This window comes from Streptomyces palmae (assembly GCF_004684805.1).
GTDB lineage: Bacteria > Actinomycetota > Actinomycetes > Streptomycetales > Streptomycetaceae > Streptomyces > Streptomyces palmae.
Genome location: NZ_SRID01000027.1, coordinates 1 through 23,324, shown reverse-complemented (window position 1 = coordinate 23,324; position 23,324 = coordinate 1). Strand labels below are relative to the sequence as shown.

The following is a 23,324-nucleotide window of genomic DNA, read 5'->3' as shown; positions in this document are numbered from 1 at the left end:
GCGGGCCGGCCCGTTCAGCGCGGTCCGTAGCGGCGGCCGGTGCGCGAGGTGAGCCCGCTCAGCGCGCCCCGCGGGGCCAGCTTGGTCAACCCCATCAGCACCTTGTAGCGCGGGTCCGGGATGGACAGCGACTTGCCCTGGGCCAGGTCCTTCAGCGCGGTCGCGACCAGCTTGTCGGCGTCCAGCCACATCCATCCGGGCACATTTCCGGTGTCCATTCCGGCCCGCTGGTGGAACTCGGTGCGTACGAAGCCGGGGCACAGCGCCATCAGCCGCACCCCCGAGCCGGCCAGGTCCCGCGCCGCGCCCTGGGTGAACTGCACCACCCACGCCTTGCTGGCGCCATAGGTCCCGCGCGGCAGGAACGCCGCCACCGAGGCCACGTTGACGACCGCCCCGCGTCCGCGCTCCCGCATCGCGGTCGCCGCCGCGCCGGTCAGCCGCAGCACCGCCTCGCAGTGCACCTTCAACATCGTCAGCTCATCGGCCAGCGGAACCTCGAGGTAGCGGCCCTTGTTGCCGAAGCCGGCGTTGTTGACCAGCAGATCCACCGGCCGCCGGGGGTCGGACAACCGCTTCTCGACCGCGCTGATGCCCTCCTCCGTCGACAGGTCCGCCACCAGCACCTCGGCCTCCACCCGGTGCCGGTCGTGCAGTTCGGCGGCCTGCTCGTGCAGCCGCTTCTCGTCCCGTGCCACCAGCACCACGTCATGCCGCCCGGCATGGCCCTCGATCTCGGCGAGGCCGCCGGGAGCGGCGCCCGCCGCCAGCCGGCGAGCGAAGGCGGCGCCGATCCCCGCGGTGGATCCGGTAATCAGTGCAGTCGTCATGGGACGCACGGTAGCCGTGTCCGGGGCCACCGGCCGTGCCAGGTCCGGTACGTGGCGGTGTATCAGCTTCCGGCCAGGCTGTCCTGGTACTCCCGGGCTTTTCCGGCGGCGACCGGGCTCAGCGCCTCGCCGGCCGCCAGCACCCGGGGCAGCAGCTCGCGCTCCGTGGTCACGGCGCGGAACAGGAAGGAGACCGTCACCTCGTGGTCCGGCCGGTGGACGACCTCGATCGGGTCCCCGGCCCGGATCTCGCCCGGAGTGATCACCCGCAGATAGGCGCCGGGGACGCCGGCCTGGGTGAACCGCTTCACCCAGCCCCTCTCGTCCAGCCAGCCGGCGAAGGTGCGGCACGGGATGCGGGCCGAGGTGACCTCGAGTACCAGTTCGGAGCCGATCCGCCAGCGCTCGCCTATCAGGGCGCCGCTCACGTCCAGGCCGCTGGTGGTGAGGTTCTCGCCGAACACGCCGCCGGGCAGCTCGCGGCCCAGCTCGCGTTCCCAGCGGTCCAGGTCCTCGCGCGCGTAGGCGTACACCGCCTGGTGGTTTCCGCCGTGGAAGCGGGCGTCGCAGACCGTGTCGCCGGCCACCCCGCTGCCGCCGGCGCCTTCGGAACCGGGCGCGAAGACCGCCACCGGGCCGTCGGCGGGGCGCTTGTCGATGCCGGTGAGGGGTCGATCGGTGTAGTCGGCCGCACGCGGGCGGGCCAGGTTCACGGAGAGCAGTCGCATGATCGAACGGTAGCGAAACAGGCCCAAAGTGGCGAGAGCCTTTTTCCGTCTATCCCCCAAGCGTCGCTTATGCTCGAATCATGATCGAGGCACGTCACCTCCGGGTGCTGCGCACCGTGGCCGGCACCGGCTCCTTCTCCGCCGCCGCCCGTGAGCTCGGCTGCACCCAGCCCGCCGTGAGCCAGCAGATGAAGGCGCTGGAGCAGTCCGTGGGCACCCCGCTGCTGGTCCGCGGCGGCCGGGAGATGCGGCTCACCCAGGCCGGCGAGGCACTGGTGCGGCACGCCGCCGGGATCCTGGCCGGGCTGACCGCCGCCGAGGAGGAGGTCGCCGCGATCGCCGGACTGCGCGCCGGCCGGGTGCGGCTGGTCTCCTTCCCCAGCGGTAGCTCCACGCTGGTGCCCACCGCGCTCGCCGCACTGCGGGCCGCCCACCCGGGCACCCGGGTCTCCCTGGTCGAGGCCGAACCGCCGCGCTCCATCGAGCTGCTGCGGGCCGGCGACTGCGAGATCGCCCTGGCCTTCCGCTACCCCGAGGTGCGCGGTTCCGATCCCTCGGCCGAGGCCGAGTGGGATGACCTGGTGGTCCGCCCGCTGCTGGCGGACCGGCTGGTCAGCGTGGTGCCGGAGGAGCACCGGCTGGCCAAGGCCGCCTCGGTGGGCATCGCCGAGCTGGCCGGGGAGCCGTGGATCGCGGGCTGTCCGCGCTGCCGCCGGCACTTGGTGGAGATCTGCGAGAGCGCCGGCTTCACCCCTCGTATCGACTTCGCCACCGACGACTCCCCGGCGGTGATCGGCCTGGTGGGCGCCGGTCTCGGCGTCGCGGTCCTGCCCGAGCTGGCCCTGGAGGCGGCCCGGGCCAAGGGCGCCCGCGCGGTACCGCTGGAGCCCGCGGTCCGGCGCGAGGTGGTGGCCCTCACCCTCCCCGACCTCGCCAGGGTCCCCGCGGTCGCGGCCACCTTGGACGAACTGGAGCGGGCCGCCCTCCGCTGAACGGGTGACGTCGCGGGGCGGGGGCGCGCGGCGCGTACCACCCGGAACCGGGAACGCGGCTACCGGAACGCGTCATCTGGCACGCGGCTGCCGGTGCGCGCCGACCGGAACGCGGCTGCCGGAAAGCGGCACCCGGAAAGCGGCTGCCCGTAGTGGCCGGCGGAAGGCGCCACCTGGGAAGCGCCTGCCCGGGGCGGGCCTTTCGCCGCCTGGGCGCGGCTGCCGGAGCGCGCCGGCCTGGGCGGCCCGCACCGCCGAGTGCGACTGCCGGGGGCGCCTTCACCGCCGGGGCGTGCCCGGTGGGCGGGAGCCGGCGTCTCGCGGAGACGGGTCGTACGGCAACTCGAAGAAACGTTTCATCGCTGTGCTGTCAGGGGTTCTCCATCCCTGTGGGGGTGGCCGCCGCCGTGATGGTCCGGTGCCGGGCGCGCCCCATGAGCTCCTCGCGTTCGTCCTCGGTCAGGCCGCCCCACACGCCGTACGGCTCGCGTACCGCCAGAGCGTGGGCCGCGCACTGGGCGCGTACCGGACACCGCATGCAGACCTCCTTCGCGGAGGCCTCGCGGGCGCTGCGGGCGGCACCGCGTTCGCCCTCGGGATGGAAGAAGAGCGAGCTGTCGACTCCGCGACACGCGGCGAGGAGCTGCCAGTCCCACAGGTCGGCGTTGGGACCGGGAAGTCGGGAGAAATCGGCCATTGCTTCTGTCCCCTCGATGCGAACTGCTGTGGACGCAGTGCCCTTGACCGTACATCTGCCGGATAACCAGATGAAAATATGACTCATTGCGAATCTAGCCACACATGGCGTCAAATGGGAAGCAAAGTCACCAAATGGCTCTGAATCGGACGTGCGTCCGGAAGGACGACGCGCGAAGCGCCGAAGCTGCTCCGTGTCCGGTCCCTCACGTAGAGTGTCGAAGGTGGCCGCCTGCGCCCGTAACTCTTTCGGGTGACCGTCGTTGAGAGTGCGGAGGCGGTTGATGGGTAAAGCTCTCGGACGGGCGTCCGAGGCAGTCAATCGCTCAGGTGACGATTCGTACCAGCCTGGAGGCTCAAGGTGACGCGCATCAGCTGCGGAGGGCGGCCATGACATCCGTCCTCGTCTGCGACGACTCCCCGCTTGCCCGTGAGGCGCTGCGGCGCGCGGTCGCGACCGTGCCCGGCGTCGAACGGGTGACCACGGCGGCCAACGGCGAGGAAGTCCTCCGCCGCTGGGGCGCCGACCGCTCGGACCTGATTCTGATGGACGTACGGATGCCCGGGCTCGGCGGCGTGGAGACGGTGCGCCGGTTGCTCTCCGCGGACCCGGGTGCCCGCATCATCATGCTGACCGTCGCCGAGGATCTGGACGGGGTCGCGCTCGCGGTCGCCGCCGGAGCGCGCGGCTATCTCCACAAGGACGCCTCCCGGGCGGAGTTGCGCGCCACCGTGACCCAGGCGCTCGCCGACCCCACCTGGCGGCTGGCTCCGCGCCGGCTGCGGTCCGCCGAGATGGGCGCCGCCCCCACGCTCACCGCGCGGGAGATCCAGGTGCTCGAAGGCATGAGCCACGGCCGGTCCAACGCGGAGATCGGCCGTGAGCTGTTCCTCTCCGAGGACACCGTGAAGACGCACGCCCGCCGGCTCTTCAAGAAGCTCGGCGCCTCCGACCGGGCGCACGCGGTGGCGCTCGGCTTCCGCTGGGGCCTGGTGCGCTGAGCGCTCCGCGGGGCGTTCGGCGCGCCGTCCGCGGGCCCGTGACGGCCGGTCGCGCGGTTCTCCCCAGGCTTCGTCCCGGAGGTGCCCCCACCCCCAGGCCGCGTCCGGGGGGACCTCAGCACCCCTCGGGGGCATGGCGCTCCGGCGGCCCGCTCGGTCCCGCGGCCCCGGCGCCTCCCGCCCGGTCCACGGTCCACGGCAGGCCGGGCGGCACCCGGCGCGAGCACCCGGAGCGCGGCGCCACCGCCGCGGCGCCCCGCGCCACGAGCCGATCGTCCCGGCGCCCCACGCACCGCCCTCGGTGCCGTACGTCGAAAACTCTCGGCATGCCGCATCCTTGAAGTGTGACTTCTCCCCGGCGCCGGCCACCGCTCCTCGTCCGGTCGGCGAAGCCCACGGGCGGACCCCTCCGGTCCGCGGCCGCGCGGTACGGACAGACGCCGCCGGTGGAGTTCCGGGCGCGGGGGTTGGGCATACCCGAAAGGGGGAGGCGCGGGACGTGAGTGCGAAAACACCGGCGCGTAACGGTTCGGTGCACAACTACGAGGGCGGTGCCGTGGAACCTCAGAGCCCGAGGCACCATGGACCGATGCGCGACGACGAGAACCCGGGCGCGGCCGTGGCCGCGGGCCGAGGGGAGATCGGCGCCCTCGTACGTCGTGCCGTCGACGGGGACGAGCGCGCCACGCATGACCTGCTGGCGCATGTCCACCCGCTCGCCCAGCGCTACTGCCGGACCCGGCTGTCCCGGCTGCCGGGCGACGCCCGCCACTTCGTGGACGACCTGGCACAGGAGGTCTGCCTCGCGGTGCTGTGCGCCCTGCCGCGCTACCGCGACACCGGCCGGCCCTTCGAGGCGTTCGTGGTGGCCATCGCCGCGCACAAGGTCGCCGATCTGCAACGGGCCGCGATGCGGCATCCCGGCAGTACCGCCGTCCCCTCGGACGAGATGCCCGAGCAGCCGGACGACTCGCTCGGCCCCGAGGAGCGGGCGCTGCTCAGCAGCGACGCCGAGTGGGCCAAGAAGTTGCTGGCCAACCTTCCGGAGCACCAGCGCGAACTGGTGCTGCTGCGGGTCGCGGTCGGGCTGACCGCCGAGGAGACCGGCCAGATGCTGGGGATGTCGCCGGGCGCGGTCCGGGTGGCCCAGCACCGGGCGCTGAGCAGGCTGCGGGCCCTCGCCGAGCAGTGATCCGCGGCGGCGCGCGGGGGACCGGCGGGGTCGCGGCAAGGCATACGGCCGCTGAGCCGCTCGCCCCCCGCTTCCAGGCCGCTCCCGGACCGCATCCAAGGTGTCCTGGTAGGAACGTACAGGTGACGAGGGCCTCCTTCCTGGTGGAATAGGACGCCTCCGGAGCCCGTTAGCATGGTTGTCCGCGCCGGGGCAAGACCATTGGGAAGGGTGTCATGACTGACAACGTCGACGGAGTGCCTGAGAAGTTCGCCATGCTCGGGCTGACATACGACGACGTGCTGCTGCTGCCGGGCGCCTCCGAGGTGCTGCCGAACGCGGTCGACACCTCGTCCCGGATCACCCGGAACGTACGGGTCAACATCCCGCTGCTGTCCGCGGCGATGGACAAGGTCACCGAGGCCCGCATGGCCATCGCGATGGCCCGCCAGGGCGGTGCGGGCGTGCTGCACCGCAACCTCTCGATCGAGGACCAGGCCAACCAGGTCGACCTGGTCAAGCGGTCCGAGTCGGGCATGGTCACCGACCCCATCACGGTCGGCCCGGACGCCACGCTGCACGAGGCGGACGCGCTGTGCGCCAAGTTCCGCATCAGCGGTGTGCCGGTCACCGACCCCGCGGGCAAGCTGCTGGGCATCGTCACCAACCGCGACATGGCCTTCGAGCTGGACCGCAACCGCCGGGTGCGCGAGGTCATGACCCCGATGCCGCTGGTCACCGGCAAGGTCGGGATCTCCGGCGAGGACGCGATCGAGCTGCTCCGCCGCCACAAGATCGAGAAGCTGCCGCTGGTGGACGACGCCGGCGTGCTCAAGGGCCTGATCACGGTCAAGGACTTCGTGAAGGCCGAGCAGTACCCGAACGCCGCCAAGGACGCCGAGGGCCGGCTGATCGTCGGTGCCGCGGTCGGCGTCGGCGACGAGGCGTACGAGCGGGCGCAGGCGCTGGTCGAGGCCGGGGTCGACTTCCTGGTCGTGGACAGCGCGCACGGTCACAGCCGGGGCATCCTGGACATGATCGCCAAGATCAAGTCCAACATCAGCGTCGACGTGGTGGGCGGCAACGTCGCCACTCGGGACGGCGCCCAGGCGCTGATCGACGCGGGTGTGGACGGCGTCAAGGTCGGCGTCGGTCCGGGCTCCATCTGCACCACTCGGGTGATCGCCGGCATCGGCGTCCCGCAGGTGACCGCGATCTACGAGGCCGGGCTGGCCTGCCAGGCGGCCGGGGTGCCGCTGATCGGTGACGGCGGCCTGCAGTACTCGGGCGACATCGCCAAGGCCATCGCGGCCGGCGCGGACACCGTGATGCTGGGCAGCCTGCTGGCCGGCTGCGAGGAGTCGCCGGGCGAGATGGTCTTCATCAACGGCAAGCAGTTCAAGTCCTACCGGGGCATGGGCTCGCTGGGCGCCATGCAGTCGCGCGGCCAGGCCCGCTCGTACTCCAAGGACCGCTACTTCCAGGACAACGTGCTCTCCGAGGACAAGCTGGTCCCCGAGGGCATCGAGGGCCAGGTGCCCTACCGCGGCCCGCTGGCCTCGGTCGCCCACCAGCTGGTCGGCGGTCTGCGTGCCTCCATGGGCTACGTCGGCTCCGCCACCGTCCCCGAGCTGCAGACCAAGGGCCGCTTCGTGCGGATCTCGGCCGCCGGCCTCAAGGAGAGCCACCCGCACGACGTGCAGATGGTGACCGAGGCGCCGAACTACTCGCGCCGCTGACGAGCTCGTCAACCGACGCACACCGATACACATACATCGTCAATAAGTACGACCGGGGGCCCGCGGCTGTGGACAGTCGCGGGCTTCCGCGTGCCCGTCGGGGATACTGGACGGGCAGACATACCAGGGAAGGGCCACTCACGTGACTGAGATCGAGATCGGGCGAGGCAAGCGCGGTCGCAGGGCGTACGCGTTCGACGACATCGCGGTCGTCCCCAGCCGGCGCACCCGGGATCCGAAGGAGGTCTCCATCGCGTGGCAGATCGACGCCTACCGCTTCGAGCTGCCCTTCCTCGCCGCCCCGATGGACTCGGTGGTCTCCCCGCAGACCGCGATCCGCATCGGCCAGCTGGGCGGTCTGGGCGTACTCAACCTCGAGGGCCTGTGGACCCGGTACGAGGACCCGGAGCCGCTGCTGGCCGAGATCGCCGAACTGGACGAGCGCACCGCCACCCGCCGGATGCAGGAGATCTACGCCGAGCCGATCAAGGAAGAGCTGATCGGGCAGCGGATCAAGGAGGTCCGTGACGCGGGTGTGGTCACCGCCGCCGCGCTCTCCCCGCAGCGCACCGCTCAGTTCTCCAAGGCCGTGGTGGACGCCGGTGTCGACATCTTCGTGATCCGCGGCACCACCGTCTCCGCCGAGCACGTCTCCGGGGCGGCCGAGCCGCTCAACCTCAAGCAGTTCATCTACGAGCTCGACGTGCCGGTGATCGTCGGGGGCTGCGCCACCTACACCGCCGCCCTCCACCTGATGCGGACCGGCGCCGCCGGTGTGCTGGTCGGCTTCGGCGGCGGCGCCGCGCACACCACGCGGAACGTGCTGGGCATCCAGGTGCCGATGGCCACCGCGGTGGCGGACGTCGCCGCGGCCCGCCGCGACTACATGGACGAGTCCGGCGGCCGCTATGTGCACGTCATCGCCGACGGCGGCGTGGGCTGGTCCGGCGACCTCCCCAAGGCGATCGCCTGCGGCGCCGACGCGGTCATGATGGGTTCCCCGCTGGCCCGCGCCACCGATGCCCCGGGGCGTGGCCACCACTGGGGCATGGAGGCCGTGCACGAGGACGTGCCGCGCGGCAAGCGGATGAACCTGGGTGCCGTCGGCACCACCGAGGAGATCCTGCTCGGCCCCTCGCACACCCCGGACGGCTCGATGAACTTCTTCGGCGCCCTGCGCCGCGCGATGGCCACCACCGGCTACAGCGAGCTCAAGGAGTTCCAGCGCGTCGAGGTCACCGTCACCCCGACGGCCCAGCACGCCAAGCGCTGACGACGGACCGGTAGGCGTTCCGGGCCCCGCCCCGCCCGCCGCGGCCGGGGTGGACCTGACGCCGTCGCATCACGCAAACGTCGAGGGCCTCCCACGTGCATCGCGCGGGAGGCCCTCGACGTCATGCCTGCGGCTGCCTGGGGTCAGCGGTCGGCCAGCTTCTTGGCCGCACCGAAGGCGGCGACGGGAGACAGGACCATGAAGATGTACGTCATGGCGTTGGCGTCTTCCTTCCAGCCGTCGAACAGGTCGCTGAAGTGCTCGAAGAAGAACTCGTTCGCCGACGGAGGGTTGCCGCCGAACGCCGCGGGATACTTCTCGAGCATGTCGGCCGCGACCAGCGCGTAGCCGTAGAGCTCGCCGACGAAGACGGCGCCCAGCGCCAGCACCGCGCCCAGCACCCACAGGCCCTGGTTGCGGCCGCCGAACTTGCCGATGGCCGCGCCGACCAGCGCGCCGACACCCACGCCGACGTAGGCGACCTTGGTGATCTCGCCCTTGTCGGTGTCGGCCAGGGCGAAGAGGATGCCCGCGTAGATGGCGGCGCCCACGATGGCGGCGATGACGGCGACGAGGATGGCGAGGCCGGCGTTGCCTTGCTGGGCGGCCGGCGGCGGGGGCGGCGGGAAGCCGCCGCCGTACTGCGGCTGGGGCTGGCCCGGCTGGCCGTAGCCGCCAGGCTGGCCGTAGCCGCCCGGCTGCTGGGGCGGGTAGCCGTAGCCGCCCGGCTGCTGCGGCTGCTGCCAGTTCTGGCTCATGACGAATCCCCCGGGGATGAAGGTGGTGGGGCCGCGCTCCGGGGACAGATGCTGCTGGAGAGCGGCGAGAAAGTGCGTGCCACAAATTAACAGCAGCGTATGACAATCCGACAAGCCAACTCAGACGACCGTGACATGCCTGGGACCGGACGGATACACGGCGCCCGTCATATGGTGATTCAGTGGGGCTATTCGGTCCCTCGCTGGGTGACCAGCCAACTCTCTGCTCTGTCAGCGACGTCGAACGAAGAATCGTTCTTTACCCAAGACCCGTGGCGCCCCCAAGTCGAGATCCGGCCCGAAGTGATCCGGTGGGAGGCCCGCGATCGTCGTGTGGCAGCGCCGCGACGCCGTCTCCGGTGCTGGTCGATGGGCGACACGCCCATCAGGGTTGGCGGGATTTCGGCCAAGCTCGGGGAGGTGGTGCTCGTGGTGGCGTTCTGTCAGCGACGAGAGTGCGCCAACTCGGGAGGTCGAGGCTCGACAAGAATCGGGCATAAGCAATAATGCCAACTTATGGCGCAAAGTAAGTCGTTCACCGGACGAGACTTGGGGATCGACCTCGGCACCGCGAACACGCTGGTGTACGCACGGGGGAAGGGAGTCGTGCTCAACGAGCCGTCGGTGGTGGCGGTCAACGCCATCGACGGCAGAGTGCTGTCGGTGGGGGCGGAGGCCAAGGAGACCATCGGCCGCACCCCGTCCAACATCGTGGCCGTCCGGCCGCTGCGGGACGGCGTAATAGCGGACTTCGAGATCGCCGAGCGGATGCTGAGGCACTTCATCCGGAAGGTGACCGGCGGTCGGCCGCTGTCCCGCCCACGGGTCGTGGTCTGTGTGCCGTCCGGAATCACCGGAGTTGAGCGGCGCGCGGTGATCGAGGCCGCCCAGCTCGCGGGGGCCCGTCAGGTGCACCTCGTGGAGGAGCCGATGGCCGCGGCGATCGGCGCGGGCCTGCCGGTGAGCGAGCCGACCGGCTGCATGGTGGTGGACGTCGGCGGCGGCACCGCCGAGGTCGCGGTGATCTCGCTCGGCGGCATCGTCACGGCCTGCTCGGTGCGTACCGCGGGCGATGCGATGGATGCCGCGATCACGGCGTTCGTCAAGAAGCGGTACGCCATGGCCATCGGCGAACGCACCGCCGAGGAAATCAAGATGAGCATCGGCTCGGCCGCGCCGGGCGGGCACTGGACGGCCCACAGCCTCGCCCAGCAGGCGGCGTCCCGACATGTGACGCTGCCCGACGCGGATGTGCCGGGTGCGGCTGCGGGTGTGATCGCGGAGGCGGACGGGGACGGGGGAGCGGAACTCGCCCAGGATGGCGATGCCGAGCGCACCCAGGGCCTGCTGCCGCCGCAGCGCTGCACCGTCCGCGGCCGGGACCAGGCCAGCGGGCTGCCCAAGATCCTGGAACTCACCGCGGAGGAGGTGCGGCAGGCGCTGACCGAACCGGTCGAGGCGATCGTGGCGGCGGTCCGCTCCACGCTGGACGAGACTCCGCCCGAGTTGGCCGGCGACATCATGGACCGCGGCATCGTGCTCACCGGCGGCGGCGCGCTGCTGCGCGGCCTGGACCTACGGCTCAGCCGTGAGCTGGACATCCCGGTGGTGATCGCCGACGACCCGCTGAACTGCGTGGCCGTGGGCACCGGTCGCTGCGTCGAGGACTTCGACGCGCTCAAGACCATCCTGGACGCCAAGCCCCGCCTCACCGGGCCGGGCGCCATGGCCCGCATCTGACACTCTCGCGTGCGCGTCCCCTGCGCGGGGGCGCGCCGTACGGGAGTTGGAGCCCCCGGGACGTGCTGCGGGGTGCGGCGCGGGGGCGTCCCCGTGAGGCGCGGAGTGCGGTGCCGATACGTACCGGGGGCGCGGGTGTGTGGTGCCGTGTGCGGTGCCGTGCGCGGTGTCCGGGATCGCGGAGTCCGGGTGCGGTGTACGGCGCGCGGATGCCGTGGGCGGGGCGCGGGTGTGTGGTGCACCGTGTGCCGGTGGTGTCCGGGGGCGCGGGGGTGTGCGTGTGGCGCGACGTGCGCGGCGCCTTGTGCCGGTGGCGTTTGACGCAGTCGGCGCGCGTGGTGCCGTGCGTGTGGCCATGCTCAGTCCTATGGGCCCAGGCAGGTGGAACGGACGTCGAGGTGACGGCGATGACGGGTGGCAGGGTGCGTGCGGCGGCCGTGCTTCCGGCCCTCGCGTTGCTCCTGCTGCCCTGCGCCTCGGCCACGCCCCGCCCCGTGCCCGCTACGACGATCCCGGCCGCCCCGGCATCGGCCGCCGTGGGCCCGGGTCCCCCGGTCGCGGCGGCCGGGGGACCGGTTGCCCCCGCCTCGGTTGCCGTGGGTCCGGCCGCTCCCCCCTCGGGGGTCGGGGGTCCGGTCGGCGGGTTCCTGGCTCCCCGGGTGTCGGCTGCCCCCGGCGCGGTTGCCGTGGGTCCGGCCGCCCCGGCACCGGCCATGGCGTGTCCGCCGGCCCCGGGGAATCTCTCCGCGCGCCGGGGTCCTGCGGGGCCTGCCGCCGGGTGTTCGGTGGGTCTCGCTTCCGCGGTGGCGAGGGAGGCTCGGGCTCGGGCGGGCCTCGCGGGTGTGCGGTCGGGGCCGCGTGCTGGGCAGTCCGCCGAGGTGCCTCCGGGGGAGGCCGCCGAGGTCGTGCTGCGGGGGTTCTCGCCGGCGGCGCCGGTGGAGGGGGACATCCTGAGTGTGAGCGGGACGGTCACCAACCGGTCCGGGAAGGCGTTCAGCGGGGCGCAGGTGGATCTGCGGGTGGCCGGTGAGGCGGTGGGCACCCGCAGTGGGCTGGCCGCGGTGGCGGCCAGGGGCGAGGTGACCGCGGCCGACGGGGCGCGGTTGGAGCCCACCGCCCCGGTCGGCCGGCTCCGGCCCGGGGAGCGGGCGGACTTCCGGCTGCGGGTGCCGGTGGACGACCTGGACCTGACCACCCCCGGCCCGTATCCGCTGACCGTCGCGCTGGTCGGGCGGGACGGGTCCCCGCACGGCCGGGCCCGCACCTTTCTGCCCTGGTACCCGAGCACGGTGCGCGCCCAGCCGCTGCGTACCGCGGTGCTGTGGCCGCTGACCGACGTGCCGCATATGCAGGCGCTGACGCTGAGGGTGGGGGGCGTCGCCGAGCCGGTGTTCCGGGATGACGCGCTGGCGGACTCCTTCGCGCCCGGCGGGCGGTTGCGGCGGCTGGTGGAGGAGGGCAGGGGGCGCCCGGTGAGCTGGCTGGTCGACCCGGACCTGATCGTCGAGGCGCAGGCGATGGCGGACGGCTACCGGGTGGCCCGTACCCCGGACACCACCGATCCACGGGAGAGCACCCCGGGCCGGGGCGGCGGCGCGGCGGCCGACTGGCTGGACGCCCTGCGGGCCGCGGTGCGCGGCCGGGAGGTGGCGGCGCTGCCCTACGCGGACCCGGATATCGCCTCGCTGGCCCACCACGGCCGCGGCGAGTCGGCCCGGCAGCTGGAGCCGGACCCGGAGGGCGGGGCGGTGGTGGAGGACGCGCTGGGCGTCCGGGCGCGGCGGGACCTGGCCTGGCCGGTGGGCGGGGCGCTGGACACGTCGATCACCGACCTGGCCGGCCGGACGGGCCGGCGGGTGCTGCTCGCCTCCGGAGCGGGGTTGAGCGGGGAGCCGGGGGAGCGCGGCCCCACCGACGACGGGCCGGTGGCGCTGGTCGGCGGGCTGACGGCGCTGCCGTACGACACCGGGCTGGCCGAGCTGCTGGGCAGGGTGACCGGGGAGCAGGCGGTCGCCGCCCGCCAGCGGTTTCTCGCGGAGACCCTGGCGGCGGTGGACGAGGCCCCGAACGCCTCGCGCGCACTGGTCGTCGTACCACCCCGCGACCTGTCCCGGACGGCGGCCGACTCGCTGGCCCAGGCCCTGGCGGACGGCACCGAGGCGGGGTGGCTGAAGCCGGTGCGGCTGGGCACGGCGCTGCGCGGACCGGTGCCCGGTCAGGTGGGTACGCCCGCGGAGTACCCGGCCGCGCTGCGCCGCACCGAGCTGCCGGCCGCCCGGCTGGACGAGGTGGCCCGGGTCGAGTGGCAGCTGCGTTCGCTGGTCCGGGTGCTGTCCGACCCGGAGCAGACCATCCGGTCGGTGCGGGACGCGCAGGCGCGCTCGGTGTCCGCCGGATGGCGCGGCGATCGGGCCGGCAACCGGTCCTACGTCCGCGGACTCACCGGCTTCCTCACCGCCTCGCAGGAATCGGTGCGGCTGCTGCCCAAGTCGACGGTGACGGTGGTGGGGGACACGGCGAAGATCCCGGTCACCGTGGAGAACGCCCTCCAGCAGCCGGTCTCCGGGCTGGAGGTGCGGGTGACCTCCAGTCGGCCGGAGCGGGTGGAGGTGACGGGCCGCGGGGTGCCGGCCCAGATCTCGCGGGCCGCCAGCCACACCGTACGGGTGGAGGTGCGGGCGCACGCCAACGGGCCGGTACGGCTGACCGCCCAGCTCTACGCCTCCTCGGACGGCCGGCCCTGGGGACGGCCGATCACCTTCACCGCCAAGGTGCGCTCGGTGTCCTCCGGCGCGGTCACCATCGTGGTGGGCGGGCTGCTGCTGATCCTGCTGGCCGTGGTGTTTCAGCTGGGACGGGCGCGCCGCAGGCGGAACCGGTGAACCGCGAAGCCGATCAGCGCCAGCAGGGCCAGCGCCGCGGCGGCCAGCCAGCCGGCCACCGTCGCCCCGGACCGCAGCCGCTCCCAGCTGCCCCCCAGCTGGAATCCGGCCAGTGTGGTGCCGACGGCCCAGGTCACGCCGCCCACCGCGTTCCACAGCAGGAAGCGGCGGTAGGGCACGCCGGCGGCGCCGCTGAGGGCGGGCACCAGGGTGCGCAGCAGGGCCACGAACCGGGCCGCGACCAGGGCGGGGCCGCTGAGCTTGCGCACCAGCGCCTCGGCGCGCGCCACGTCGGCGGGCCGCACCAGGCGACGGGGGAGCCGCTCGGTCATCCGGTGGCCCCATCGGCGCCCGATCAGATAACCGACGCTGGGGCCGATCACCGCGCCCAGGGCCGCCGCGACGAGCACCGAGGCGAGCGGGGCGCGGCCGAGGTGGGCGAGGGCGCCGCCGATGAGCACGGTGGACTGGCCGGGCATCAGTACGCCGGGGAAGGCGGCTGCCTCCAGGGCCGGCACCAGGAACACCAGGGCGAGCACGGACCACCCCGGGAGCGTCAGCAGCAGATCGCTCAGCCATCCCATGGTGTCTCCATGGCGGTCGGTACCTCCCTGGTCGGTAGTACCTCGCGGCGGCCCACGGGGGTGCGCCGGGTGCCGTCGGTTCTCGCGCCGCGCCGCTGGCTCGAACGCCCGTACCGGGTGGGCCGTTCCCTGTTCCGTGCTGTTCCGGGTGCCGCGCCTGCCGGGCCCTGGCCACCGAACTCCGGGCGTCCGGTGCCGGATCCGGGGTGACGGTGCTGCTCGCGCATGCCGACACAGCGACCGGGACGCCCTGAATGCCTGGCATGCCCCGGAAGTGCCGACTCCCCCTAATTCATCTGATATTGAATTTTACTGCTGCTCCTGGGGGCCCACAACGGCGCCTTTCGGTCGTGCCGGGGCGGTCGCCGCCGCGAGGAGGGCGTGCAGATTGGTGCGGAACACCTCGGGGTCCGCGTCCATCAGCGCCATCTGGAGGATGTTGCCCTGGAGCACCCCGATGACCACCCGCGCGAAGCCGTCCGGGGTCATCCCCTCGGGAAGCTGTCCGGCCTTCTCCAGTCGCTCCCCGCCGGTGGTCAGCAGGGACCGCAGCCGCTCGGTGAACAGCCCGTACATCGCGGCCAGCTCGGGGGAGCGCATCGCCTCGCCCCAGACCGTCACGATCAGTTTCGGCAGGTCGTGGGTGCGGTGGTAGCGGCTCATGGTGTCGATCAGGCCGTCGATCCCGCCGTTCAGCGTCAGATCGGTGGCCTCGGCGAGCAGTTCGTCGTAAGAGCTGGTGAACTCCTCCAGGGCCGAGCCGGCGATGGCCTTGATGATCTCGTCCTTGCTGCGGAAGTAGCGGTAGACGGCGCCCGCCGACAGATCCGCCTCGCGCAGGATGTCCTGCATCGACGTCATGTGGAAGCCGTTGCGGACGAAGCAGACGCGGGCGGCGTCGAGGATCTGCCGCCGTCGGGCGTCGAGGTGTTCCTGGGATACGCGGGGCATGTCCCTCATCGTAAAACGAACGTTTTGTTTTTGCTCTGGGCCCGCACTCGAGGCTTGAGGCTCGCGCCCCAGGTCCGCACTCGGGCCCGCGCCGGGTCACAGTCGGTGTGCGGCCCCCACCGGGGTCGCCCCCCGGGTGTCCAGCAGCAGCTGGGCCTTCACCGTCAGACCCTGGAGGTCGTAGGTGTGGTGGTTCTGCAGCAGCACGGTCAGGTCGGCGGAGGCGGCCGCCTCGTACGGCGCGTCGGCGCGCGGCACCGGCTGGTTCCGTACCTCCCACCGGTAGGCGTAGGGGTCGTGGAAGCTGAGCTGGGCGCCCAGCTCCAGCAGCCGGGAGGCGATCTCGCCGGCCGGGGTGCCCTGCTGGTCGGCCACGTCGGGCTTGTAGCCGATGCCGAGCAGCAGCACCTGGGCGCCGCGCGCCGACTTGCCGTGCTCGTTGAGCAGCGCGGCGCAGCGCTGCGCGACATAGCCCGGCATCCGCCCGTTGACCTGCTGGGCGAGCTCCACCATGCGCGGCGGGTGGCCCGGGCCGCCACCCCGGCCGGTCAGGTGTCCGGGGTCCACCGGCACCCCGTGCCCGCCGACCCCGGGGCCCGGCCGGAAGGCGTGGAAGCCGAAGGGCTTGGTCTCGGCGCAGCGGACCACATCCCACAGGTCCACGCCGAGTTCGTGGCAGTACACCGCCATCTCGTTCACCAGGGCGATGTTGACGTGCCGGTAGTTGGTCTCCAGCACCTTGACGGTCTCCGCCTCGCGCGGGCCGCGGGCGCGTACCACCTTCTCGGTGATCCGCCCGTAGAACGCGGCGGCGGCCTCGGTGCAGGCCGGGGTGAGGCCGCCGATCACCTTGGGGGTGTTGGCGATGCCGTAGGTCCGGTTGCCCGGGTCCAGTCGGCTGGGGGCGTAGGCGAGGTGGAAGTCGCGCCCGGCGCGCAGTCCGGAGCCCTGTTCCAGGATCGGCCGCAGGAAGTCCTCGGTGGTGCCGGGGTGGACGGCGGACTCCAGCAGCACCGTGGTGTGCGGGCGCAGCCGTGCGGCCAGGGTGCGGGCCGCCTCGTCGACCGGGCCGAGATCCAGTACGCGGTCCTCGCCCAGCGGGGTGGGCGCGCAGATCACGGCGGTGCGTACGCGGCCCAGTTCGGCCGGGTCGGTGGTGGCCCGGAAGCCGGCGGAGGTCATCCGGCGCACGGCGGCGGCGGGCAGTACGCCCTCCACCGGGGACCGGCCGGCCCGTAGCTCGCCGACGGCCCGCGGATCCGGGTCGTAACCGATGGTGCCGACCCCGGCGGCGGTGGCCGCCTGGGCGAGCGGCAGGCCGAGGTGGCCGAGGCCGATCACGGCGAGATCTGCGGGCATGGCGAATTGCCGTCCTTCCCGGGGACGATTCCGGATGGCGCAAATGCAGACTAAGCGGAAATATGACTCGTATTCAGTATTGACGTCGGTTTGTGGTGCCGAGTTTCCGTGTGGAGGTCATGACTGGCCGTCCGCCTGGGTCGCCGCCAGAATCGTCGGCAGGCGCGTGTGACGGCGATCACAGCAGGAGGCAGCGGTGAGGACACCGACCCTGGGGCCGGACGAGCGGAGCGCGGCCCTGGCCCGGATGGCGGAACAGGAGCTGGACATCCTGGTGGTGGGCGGTGGCGTGGTCGGCGCGGGCACCGCGCTGGACGCCGCCACCCGCGGCCTGGCCACCGCGCTGGTGGAGGCGCGGGACTGGGCCGCCGGCACCTCCAGCCGCTCCAGCAAGCTGATCCACGGCGGACTGCGCTATCTGGAGATGCTGGACTTCGCACTCGTCCGGGAGGCACTCAAGGAGCGCGGACTGCTGCTGGAACGCCTCGCCCCGCACCTGGTCCGCCCGGTGCCGTTCCTCTACCCGCTCCAGCACCGCGGCTGGGAACGGCTCTACGCGGGCTCCGGCGTCGCCCTCTACGACGCCATGTCGGTCTCCTCCGGACACGGCCGCGGCCTGCCCGTACACCGCCACCTCAGCCGCCGCCACGCCCTGCGCGTCGCCCCCTGCCTGCGCAAGGACGCCCTGGTCGGCGCCCTCCAGTACTACGACGCCCAGATGGACGACGCCCGCTATGTCGCCACCCTGGTGCGCACCGCCGCCTCCTACGGGGCCCAGGTCGCCAACCGGACCCGGGTGGTCGGCTTCCTGCGCGAGGGGGAGCGGGTGGTGGGCGCCCGGGTACGCGACCTGGAGCTGCCCTCCGGGAAGCCCGGCGCCGAGTTCGAGGTACGGGCCCGGCAGGTGGTCAACGCCACCGGGGTGTGGACCGACGACACCCAGGCGATGATCGGCGAGCGCGGGCTGTTCCACGTCCGCGCCTCCAAGGGCATCCATCTGGTCGTACCCAAGGACCGGATCCACTCCACGACCGGGCTGATCCTGCGCACCGAGAAGAGCGTGCTGTTCGTGATCCCCTGGGGCCGGCACTGGGTCGTGGGCACCACCGACACCGACTGGGACCTGGACAAGGCGCACCCGGCCGCCTCTCGCGCGGACATCGACTACCTGCTGGAACACGTCAACTCGGTGCTCGCGGTGCCCCTCACCCGGGAGGACGTGGAGGGCGTCTACGCCGGACTGCGCCCGCTGCTCGCCGGCGAGTCGGACGCCACCAGCAAGCTCTCCCGGGAGCACACCGTGGCCCACCCCGCCCCCGGCCTGGTGGTGGTCGCCGGCGGCAAGTACACCACCTACCGGGTGATGGCCAAGGACGCGGTGGACGAGGCCGTACACGGACTGGACCGCCGGGTTGCGGACTGCTGCACCGAGGAGGTGCCGCTGGCCGGCGCCGAGGGCTACCGGGCGCTGTGGAACGCCCGCGCCCGGCTCGCCCAGCGCTCCGGGCTGCACGTCGCCCGCATCGAGCACCTGCTGGGCCGGTACGGCTCGCTCATCCTGCAACTGCTGGAGCTGATCGCCGGCGACCCGACGCTCGGGCAACCGCTCACCGGAGCCGACGACTACCTGCGCGCCGAGGTCGTCTACGCCGCCTCCCACGAGGGCGCCCTGCACCTGGACGACGTCCTGACCCGGCGCACCCGGATCTCCATCGAGACCTTCGACCGGGGCACCCGCTGCGCCCGGGAGGCGGCCGAGCTGATGGCGCCGGTGCTGGGCTGGGACCGGGACCGGATCGCCCGGGAGGTCGAGCACTACGAGAAGCGGGTGGAGGCCGAACGCGAGTCGCAGCGCCAGCCCGACGACCAGACCGCGGACGCGGCCCGGCTGGGCGCACCGGACATCCAGCCGGTCTGAGGTTCCTCCGCGAGCCTGCCGCGGGGCCCGGTCGGCGCGGGCCCCGCGGCCGCTCGGATCCGGCCGCCGCCGGCCCGCGGTCAGCCGGCGCGCCGCCAGAGCGCGGGCGTGCTGGGCGGTTCCCAGCCCACCACCGCCGTGTGCGCCTGGAGGCAGACGTAGGCCGCGCCGCCGTAGGTCACCTGGTCCCCGACCCGGTACGCGGTGCCCGGCTGCCAGCTGCCGCCCGGCGGGTCGGTGGGGTCTCCCGCGACGTCCAGGACGAAGTCGAACGCCCCCTGCCGCCCCGAGCCGTCACCGCTCACCGTCATCAGCAGCCTGGGGTCGAAGAGGGAGTCGCTGCTGTTGCCGGGCTCGCCCGGGAAGTACAGCTGGGTGGTGAGCACCGGCTCGCCCGGGGCCTGCACCTTGACGTGGATGTGCCGGGTACGGCCCGGATAGAGCCCGGGCACGATCGTCTCCAGCCGGAACGCGCCGTCAGCGCCGGTGAACTGGTGCCCGCGGAAGCGGAAGCCCGTGTTGTCGTAGACGCCCGCGTTGTCCGCCTGCCAGAAGTCCAGCAGCGCTCCGGCCACCGGCCGACAGGTCAGTCCGAAGACGAACCCGGTGACGGTCAAACGGGTGCCTGCGGTGCCCGGCTCCACGAGCGAGGAGCGCAGCGGGGAGTTGGGCTTGAAGTAGGGCCCCTCGATCTGCTCGGGCGTCTCGTGGCCGTCGGTGCAGTACGGGGTGGGAGTCAGCGGGCGGTCCGCGGTGGGGGCGTGGTCGCGGGCCAGCGCGGCCCCGCCGCCGAGCAGCAGCGAGGCGGGGGCGGCCACCAGGGCCGCCTGGATCAGACTCTTGCGGCTGATGTGCCGGGGCCCGGGGGCCTGCGGGGAGTGCTCGTCTGCCATGGGGGATCTCCTCGGTGGGTGCGTCGTTTCCAGGGACGGGAACGGCTGGGGACGGCTGAGGAGCCGGTGAAGAGACGCGCCGTGCGCTGCGGCGCCGGGGATCGATCCGGCACCGAACCTATGCGGGTGGATCCGCGGGGTCGATGGACACGAGTACCCGATCGTGGTGATTTCCGCGCACCGTGCGGCGGAAGTCCCCCGGGCTGCTGCCGGTCTCGCGGCGGAAGAAGCGGCAGAAGTAGGCCGGGTCGCCGAAGCCGGTCTGCCGGGCCACCTGGCCCACCGTCAGCGCGGTGCCGGCCAGCAGCCGCTTCGCCTCCAGCACCTGGGCCTTGCGGATCATCCGCCCAGGGGTGGTGCCGGTGGCCTCCTTCACCGCCTCCTGCAGCCGCCCCACCGAGACGCCGAGCAGCGCCGCGCAGTCGCGCACCGTCCGGGCGGCGCCCTCCGGACGGGCCAGCAGCTCGGCGAAGCGCGCGGCCACCGAGGCGCCCCGCTCCGAGCCGCCCGGGGTGCCCGGGCCGGGCGCGTCCTCGGCCAGCCGACCCGCCCGTACCAGCAGAACGTGCAGATACGCCTGGAGTACGGAGATGAAGCCCGGCGCCGCCGCCTGGTACTCCCGGTCCATCTCGGCCAGCAGCGCGCCGATGGCCCGCGCGGCGTCCCCGGTGGGCCGCAGGACGGGGCGGGCGGCAAGGCGCCGCAGCGCCTCCCGGTCCTCGGGATGGTTCAGCAGGAAGTCGTCGTCGAAGAGGACGACCCGGCCGTCCAGCTCCCCGGTGCGCTCCCAGTGGTGCACCCGGCCGGGGGCCACCAGGCACAGCTGCGGCGGGCGCAGCGGCCAGGCGGCCAGGTCGATGACATGGGCGCCGCTGCCGGCGGTGACGTACACCAGCTCGTGGAAGGTGTGCCGGTGCGGGAAGTCCGCCCGGGACAGCGGCCCGATGGTGTCGAAGGACCCCATCGCGAACGGCAGCACCCCCGGATCGGGGACGTTCAGCTGGTGCAGCGGCACGGTCTCGCCGCCCCGGTCCCGCCCGCCCAGCTCTCGGCATGCCATCGCTGACGCCCCCTCGCCGCCAGTGCCCGCCCCCGTCAGGTCTGGACCATACCGGGCCCGGCGGGCCGCCACGAGACCGTGACGGCGCCCGGGACCCCGGGGTCACGGCGCGGCCGGCCCTCATGGCGGAGCCGGTCCGTACCGGCTCGCCGACGGAGGCGGAAGTCGTCTGACCGGTGGCGGTCCGCGGCGGTGCCGTGCGGCGCGACCCGTGTCGTCCGACCTGTATCGCGCGGCTCGTATCCGCCGCCCCGTACCGGCCGGGCCCGTATCGCGCGGCCCGTGTCGTCCGCCCCGTGCCGCCCCGTACGGCCCCGTGCCGCCCCGTCCGCCGTTAGGCGCAGAACTCGGCCCGGAGCAGTGCGCGGGTCGGGGCGGAGCGCATCCCCGCGTCGTGGTTCACCCGGTAGGCCAGCACCCGGTGGCCGGAGAGGGTGCCCACGACCAGGACGGAGGAGCCGTTGATCACACCGTTGTGCCCCCAGACGGTGCCGCACGGCAGGGCCACCGGGAACAGGCCCAGCCCGTAACGTCCGTCGGTGCCCCGGGTGTCGCGCATCGCGGCCAGCCAGGGCTGCGGCAGCAGTTCGCCGTCCAGCAGCGCCAGGGTGAACCGGGCCAGGTCGTCCAGTGTGGAGACCAGCGAGCCGGCCGCCCCGGCGATGGAGGGGTTGAGCGTGGTGGTGTCCCGCGGGGGGCCGCCGGGGGTGGTCGGCGCGGAGTAGCCGCGGCCGTGCGGAGCCGGCAGCGTGTCGCGGGTGCCGGGGAAGGAGGTGCCGGTCAGCCGCAGCGGTTCGATGATGCGGCGCCGCACCTCGGTGGCGTAGTCGTGCCCGGTGACCTTCTCCACCAGCAGGCCCAGTACCAGGTAGTCGGTGTTGGAGTAGCGCCAGCCGGAGCCCGGCGGGCTGAAGGTCGGCCGGTGGGCGAGCGCGGTGCGCAGCAGTTCCCGGGGCGTACGGGTGTCGAAGCGGTGCTCGGCGAACCCGTCCCCGGACAGCTCGCGGGCCAGCGCCGGATCCCGGGTGTAGTCATACAGCCCACTGGTGTGCGCCAGAAGCTGACGAACCGTGACCTTTCGCCCGTCAAGGCCCGGGCCGCGTAGCAGCCCCGGCAGGTACCGCTCCACCCGGTCCGCCGGCCCAAGCCGTCCCTCCGCGCACAGCTGGAGCACCACCGTGGCCAGAAAGGTCTTGGTCAGGCTGCCGGCCCGGAAGTGGTCCGCCTGCTGGACGGGGCGCCCGGTCCACACGTCCGAGACCCCGGCCGCGGTGAACCGGGTCCGTCCGCCCGCCCGCACCAGCACCGCCGCGCCGGGGGCCGGGCCTTCGGCCAGGGCCCGCCGCAGCTCGGTCCTGAGGTCGGCGGGCCCGGCGGACGGCGGACGGAAGGAATGTGACGGCCGTTCGGCCGAGCGGGGGGACCCGCCGCCGCCGGTGCAGCCGGTCGCCTGGACCAGCAGGGTCACCAGCGCCAGGATGGGTGCGATGGCCCGCGCCGCCCGGCGACGACCGGCCTGCCACGCGGTACGGTGGCGACCGGCGTCCCGCACCGGGGATCGGCCGGCGGTGGGAAACCTGCGACGGCCAGGCGTGAGTCGGGTGCGGCTCCTTCCGGTCACGGTCTCCTCCGTCCGCTGGTGAACTCCCCGATGGTGCCAGGGGCTTCGCCGCCCGTGGGCCGCAGGGCGACAGGTCCGCCCCACCGGGGGCGGGCCCGGGGCTTTCCCTGGTCCGCGGATGAGAGACAATGGACGCTCTGCCAGGGTGGGTTGATTCGCAGAGGGGTCGCATGTCGGAGGCGGAGCAGACGCAGGACACGACCGGGCGCCTGCTCGCGGGGCGGTACCGGCTCGGAAAGGTCCTCGGCCAAGGCGGCATGGGCACGGTCTGGCGGGCGACCGACGAGACGCTGGGCCGCACGGTCGCGGTCAAGGAGCTGCGCTTCCCGTCCAGCGTCGACGAGGACGAGAAGCGCCGGCTGATCACCCGGACGCTGCGCGAGGCCAAGGCCATCGCCCGGATCCGCAGCAACAACGCGGTCACCGTCTACGACGTGGTCGACGAGGACGATCGTCCCTGGATCGTGATGGAGCTGATCGAGGGCCGCTCGCTGGCCGATGTGGTGCGCGACGACGGCCCGCTGACGCCCCGCCGGGCCGCCGAGGTGGGCCTGGCCGTGCTCGACGCGCTGCGCGACACCCACCGCGAGGGCATCCTGCACCGCGATGTGAAGCCGTCCAACGTGCTGATCGGGGATGACGGCCGGGCGGTGCTGACCGACTTCGGTATCGCCCAGGTCGAGGGCGACCCCTCGGTCACCTCCACCGGCATGCTGGTGGGCGCCCCCTCCTACATCTCCCCGGAGCGGGCGCGCGGCCACCGGCCGGGGCCGCCCGCCGACCTGTGGTCACTGGGCGGACTGCTGTACGCGGCGGTGGAGGGCGTCCCGCCGTACGACAAGAGCACCGCGCTCGCCACCCTGACCGCAGTGATGACCGAACCGCTCGACCCGCCGAAGAACGCGGGCGGGCTGCAGGACGTCATCTACGGCCTGCTGGACAAGGACCCCGAGCGGCGGCTGGACGACGCCGGCGCCCGTGTCCTGCTGAACGCGGTGCTCAACGCGCCCGAGGGCTCGGTCGCGGCCGAGGCGACCCGGGCCATGCCGCTGCCGCCGCCCCCGGTCCAGGAACCGCCCGCGCCCCCCGCGCCGCCGCGGCCCGCCCCGAAGCGGTCGGCGGTCCCG

At 73.3% G+C, this 23,324-nt stretch carries 19 protein-coding genes; 9 read left to right on the top strand and 10 right to left on the bottom strand.

Annotated elements, in window-relative coordinates; translation table 11 throughout:
* Positions 1-14: 14 nt before the first annotated feature.
* Both E4099_RS05160 and E4099_RS05155 read right to left on the bottom strand, forming a co-directional pair.
* A complete protein-coding gene (locus tag E4099_RS05160; RefSeq protein ID WP_135337735.1) occupies positions 15-830 on the bottom strand; it encodes an SDR family NAD(P)-dependent oxidoreductase in 816 nt (271 codons plus the stop codon).
* Between the two features lie 62 nt (positions 831-892).
* Positions 893-1,558, bottom strand: coding sequence for an MOSC domain-containing protein (locus E4099_RS05155; protein WP_135337734.1), 666 nt, complete (start codon positions 1,556-1,558; stop codon positions 893-895).
* 80 nt (positions 1,559-1,638) lie between these two features.
* Between E4099_RS05155 and E4099_RS05150 the strand changes: the two genes are divergently transcribed.
* Positions 1,639-2,550: a LysR family transcriptional regulator gene (locus E4099_RS05150; protein ID WP_135337733.1), complete on the top strand. Its 912-nt coding sequence runs from the start codon at positions 1,639-1,641 to the stop codon at positions 2,548-2,550.
* Positions 2,551-2,920: 370 nt separating this feature from the next.
* On the opposite strand, the gene E4099_RS05140 is transcribed toward E4099_RS05150, so the two are convergent.
* Positions 2,921-3,247, bottom strand: a complete 327-nt coding sequence (locus E4099_RS05140) for a WhiB family transcriptional regulator (protein WP_135337731.1) — start codon at positions 3,245-3,247, stop codon at positions 2,921-2,923.
* A 389-nt stretch (positions 3,248-3,636) separates the two neighbouring features.
* On the opposite strand from E4099_RS05140, the gene E4099_RS05135 reads away from it, so the two are divergent.
* The 4 genes from E4099_RS05135 (at position 3,637) to E4099_RS05120 (ending at position 8,431) form a co-directional block, all read left to right on the top strand.
* The gene (locus tag E4099_RS05135; RefSeq protein WP_003948568.1) at positions 3,637-4,248 is read left to right on the top strand and encodes a response regulator transcription factor; all 612 of its coding nucleotides are present in this window, start codon (positions 3,637-3,639) and stop codon (positions 4,246-4,248) included.
* 589 nt (positions 4,249-4,837) lie between these two features.
* Positions 4,838-5,440 (top strand): sigma-70 family RNA polymerase sigma factor, encoded by a 603-nt coding sequence (locus E4099_RS05130; RefSeq protein ID WP_135337730.1) that lies wholly within the window; start codon positions 4,838-4,840, stop codon positions 5,438-5,440.
* Between the two features lie 215 nt (positions 5,441-5,655).
* Complete coding sequence (guaB, locus tag E4099_RS05125; protein ID WP_135337729.1) at positions 5,656-7,158, top strand: IMP dehydrogenase; 1,503 nt, start codon at positions 5,656-5,658, stop codon at positions 7,156-7,158.
* Between the two features lie 142 nt (positions 7,159-7,300).
* On the top strand, positions 7,301-8,431 hold the full coding sequence (locus tag E4099_RS05120; protein ID WP_135337728.1) for a GuaB3 family IMP dehydrogenase-related protein: 1,131 nt from the start codon (positions 7,301-7,303) through the stop codon (positions 8,429-8,431).
* A gap of 143 nt (positions 8,432-8,574) precedes the next feature.
* Here E4099_RS05120 and E4099_RS05115 read toward each other — a convergent pair whose 3' ends face one another.
* Positions 8,575-9,303, bottom strand: a complete 729-nt coding sequence (locus E4099_RS05115; protein WP_245244613.1) for a hypothetical protein — start codon at positions 9,301-9,303, stop codon at positions 8,575-8,577.
* Positions 9,304-9,705: 402 nt separating this feature from the next.
* Here E4099_RS05115 and E4099_RS05110 point away from each other — a divergent pair, with 402 nt between their 5' ends.
* Both E4099_RS05110 and E4099_RS05105 read left to right on the top strand, forming a co-directional pair.
* A complete protein-coding gene (locus tag E4099_RS05110; RefSeq protein ID WP_135337727.1) occupies positions 9,706-10,929 on the top strand; it encodes a rod shape-determining protein in 1,224 nt (407 codons plus the stop codon).
* 494 nt (positions 10,930-11,423) lie between these two features.
* The gene (locus tag E4099_RS05105; RefSeq protein WP_386389862.1) at positions 11,424-13,811 is read left to right on the top strand and encodes a DUF6049 family protein; all 2,388 of its coding nucleotides are present in this window, start codon (positions 11,424-11,426) and stop codon (positions 13,809-13,811) included.
* Here E4099_RS05105 and E4099_RS05100 read toward each other — a convergent pair.
* From E4099_RS05100 to E4099_RS05090, 3 genes are all read right to left on the bottom strand, one after another.
* Positions 13,775-14,395 (bottom strand): DedA family protein, encoded by a 621-nt coding sequence (locus E4099_RS05100; protein ID WP_135337725.1) that lies wholly within the window; start codon positions 14,393-14,395, stop codon positions 13,775-13,777. The two genes, E4099_RS05105 and E4099_RS05100, sit on opposite strands and share 37 nt — an antisense overlap.
* A gap of 309 nt (positions 14,396-14,704) precedes the next feature.
* Entirely contained in the window at positions 14,705-15,346 is a 642-nt protein-coding gene (locus E4099_RS05095; RefSeq protein ID WP_167828293.1) for a TetR/AcrR family transcriptional regulator, read from the bottom strand.
* A 96-nt stretch (positions 15,347-15,442) separates the two neighbouring features.
* Positions 15,443-16,705 (bottom strand): nucleotide sugar dehydrogenase, encoded by a 1,263-nt coding sequence (locus E4099_RS05090; protein WP_135337723.1) that lies wholly within the window; start codon positions 16,703-16,705, stop codon positions 15,443-15,445.
* Between the two features lie 196 nt (positions 16,706-16,901).
* On the opposite strand from E4099_RS05090, the gene E4099_RS05085 reads away from it, so the two are divergent.
* Positions 16,902-18,623 carry a glycerol-3-phosphate dehydrogenase/oxidase gene (locus tag E4099_RS05085; protein WP_135337722.1) on the top strand — a complete coding sequence of 574 codons (1,722 nt, stop codon included), beginning with the start codon at positions 16,902-16,904 and terminating at the stop codon, positions 18,621-18,623.
* Between the two features lie 80 nt (positions 18,624-18,703).
* On the opposite strand, the gene E4099_RS05080 is transcribed toward E4099_RS05085, so the two are convergent.
* The 3 genes from E4099_RS05080 to E4099_RS05070 all read right to left on the bottom strand — a co-directional run bounded on the left by E4099_RS05080 (position 18,704) and on the right by E4099_RS05070 (position 22,044).
* Entirely contained in the window at positions 18,704-19,516 is an 813-nt protein-coding gene (locus E4099_RS05080; RefSeq protein WP_135337721.1) for a dioxygenase family protein, read from the bottom strand.
* Positions 19,517-19,634: 118 nt separating this feature from the next.
* Positions 19,635-20,576, bottom strand: a complete 942-nt coding sequence (locus E4099_RS05075; RefSeq protein ID WP_209446523.1) for a helix-turn-helix domain-containing protein — start codon at positions 20,574-20,576, stop codon at positions 19,635-19,637.
* A 334-nt stretch (positions 20,577-20,910) separates the two neighbouring features.
* Positions 20,911-22,044, bottom strand: a complete 1,134-nt coding sequence (locus E4099_RS05070; protein WP_245244610.1) for a serine hydrolase domain-containing protein — start codon at positions 22,042-22,044, stop codon at positions 20,911-20,913.
* 323 nt (positions 22,045-22,367) lie between these two features.
* Here E4099_RS05070 and E4099_RS05065 point away from each other — a divergent pair.
* A partial coding sequence (locus tag E4099_RS05065; protein WP_135337720.1) for a serine/threonine-protein kinase occupies positions 22,368-23,324 on the top strand: 957 nt, incomplete at its 3' end.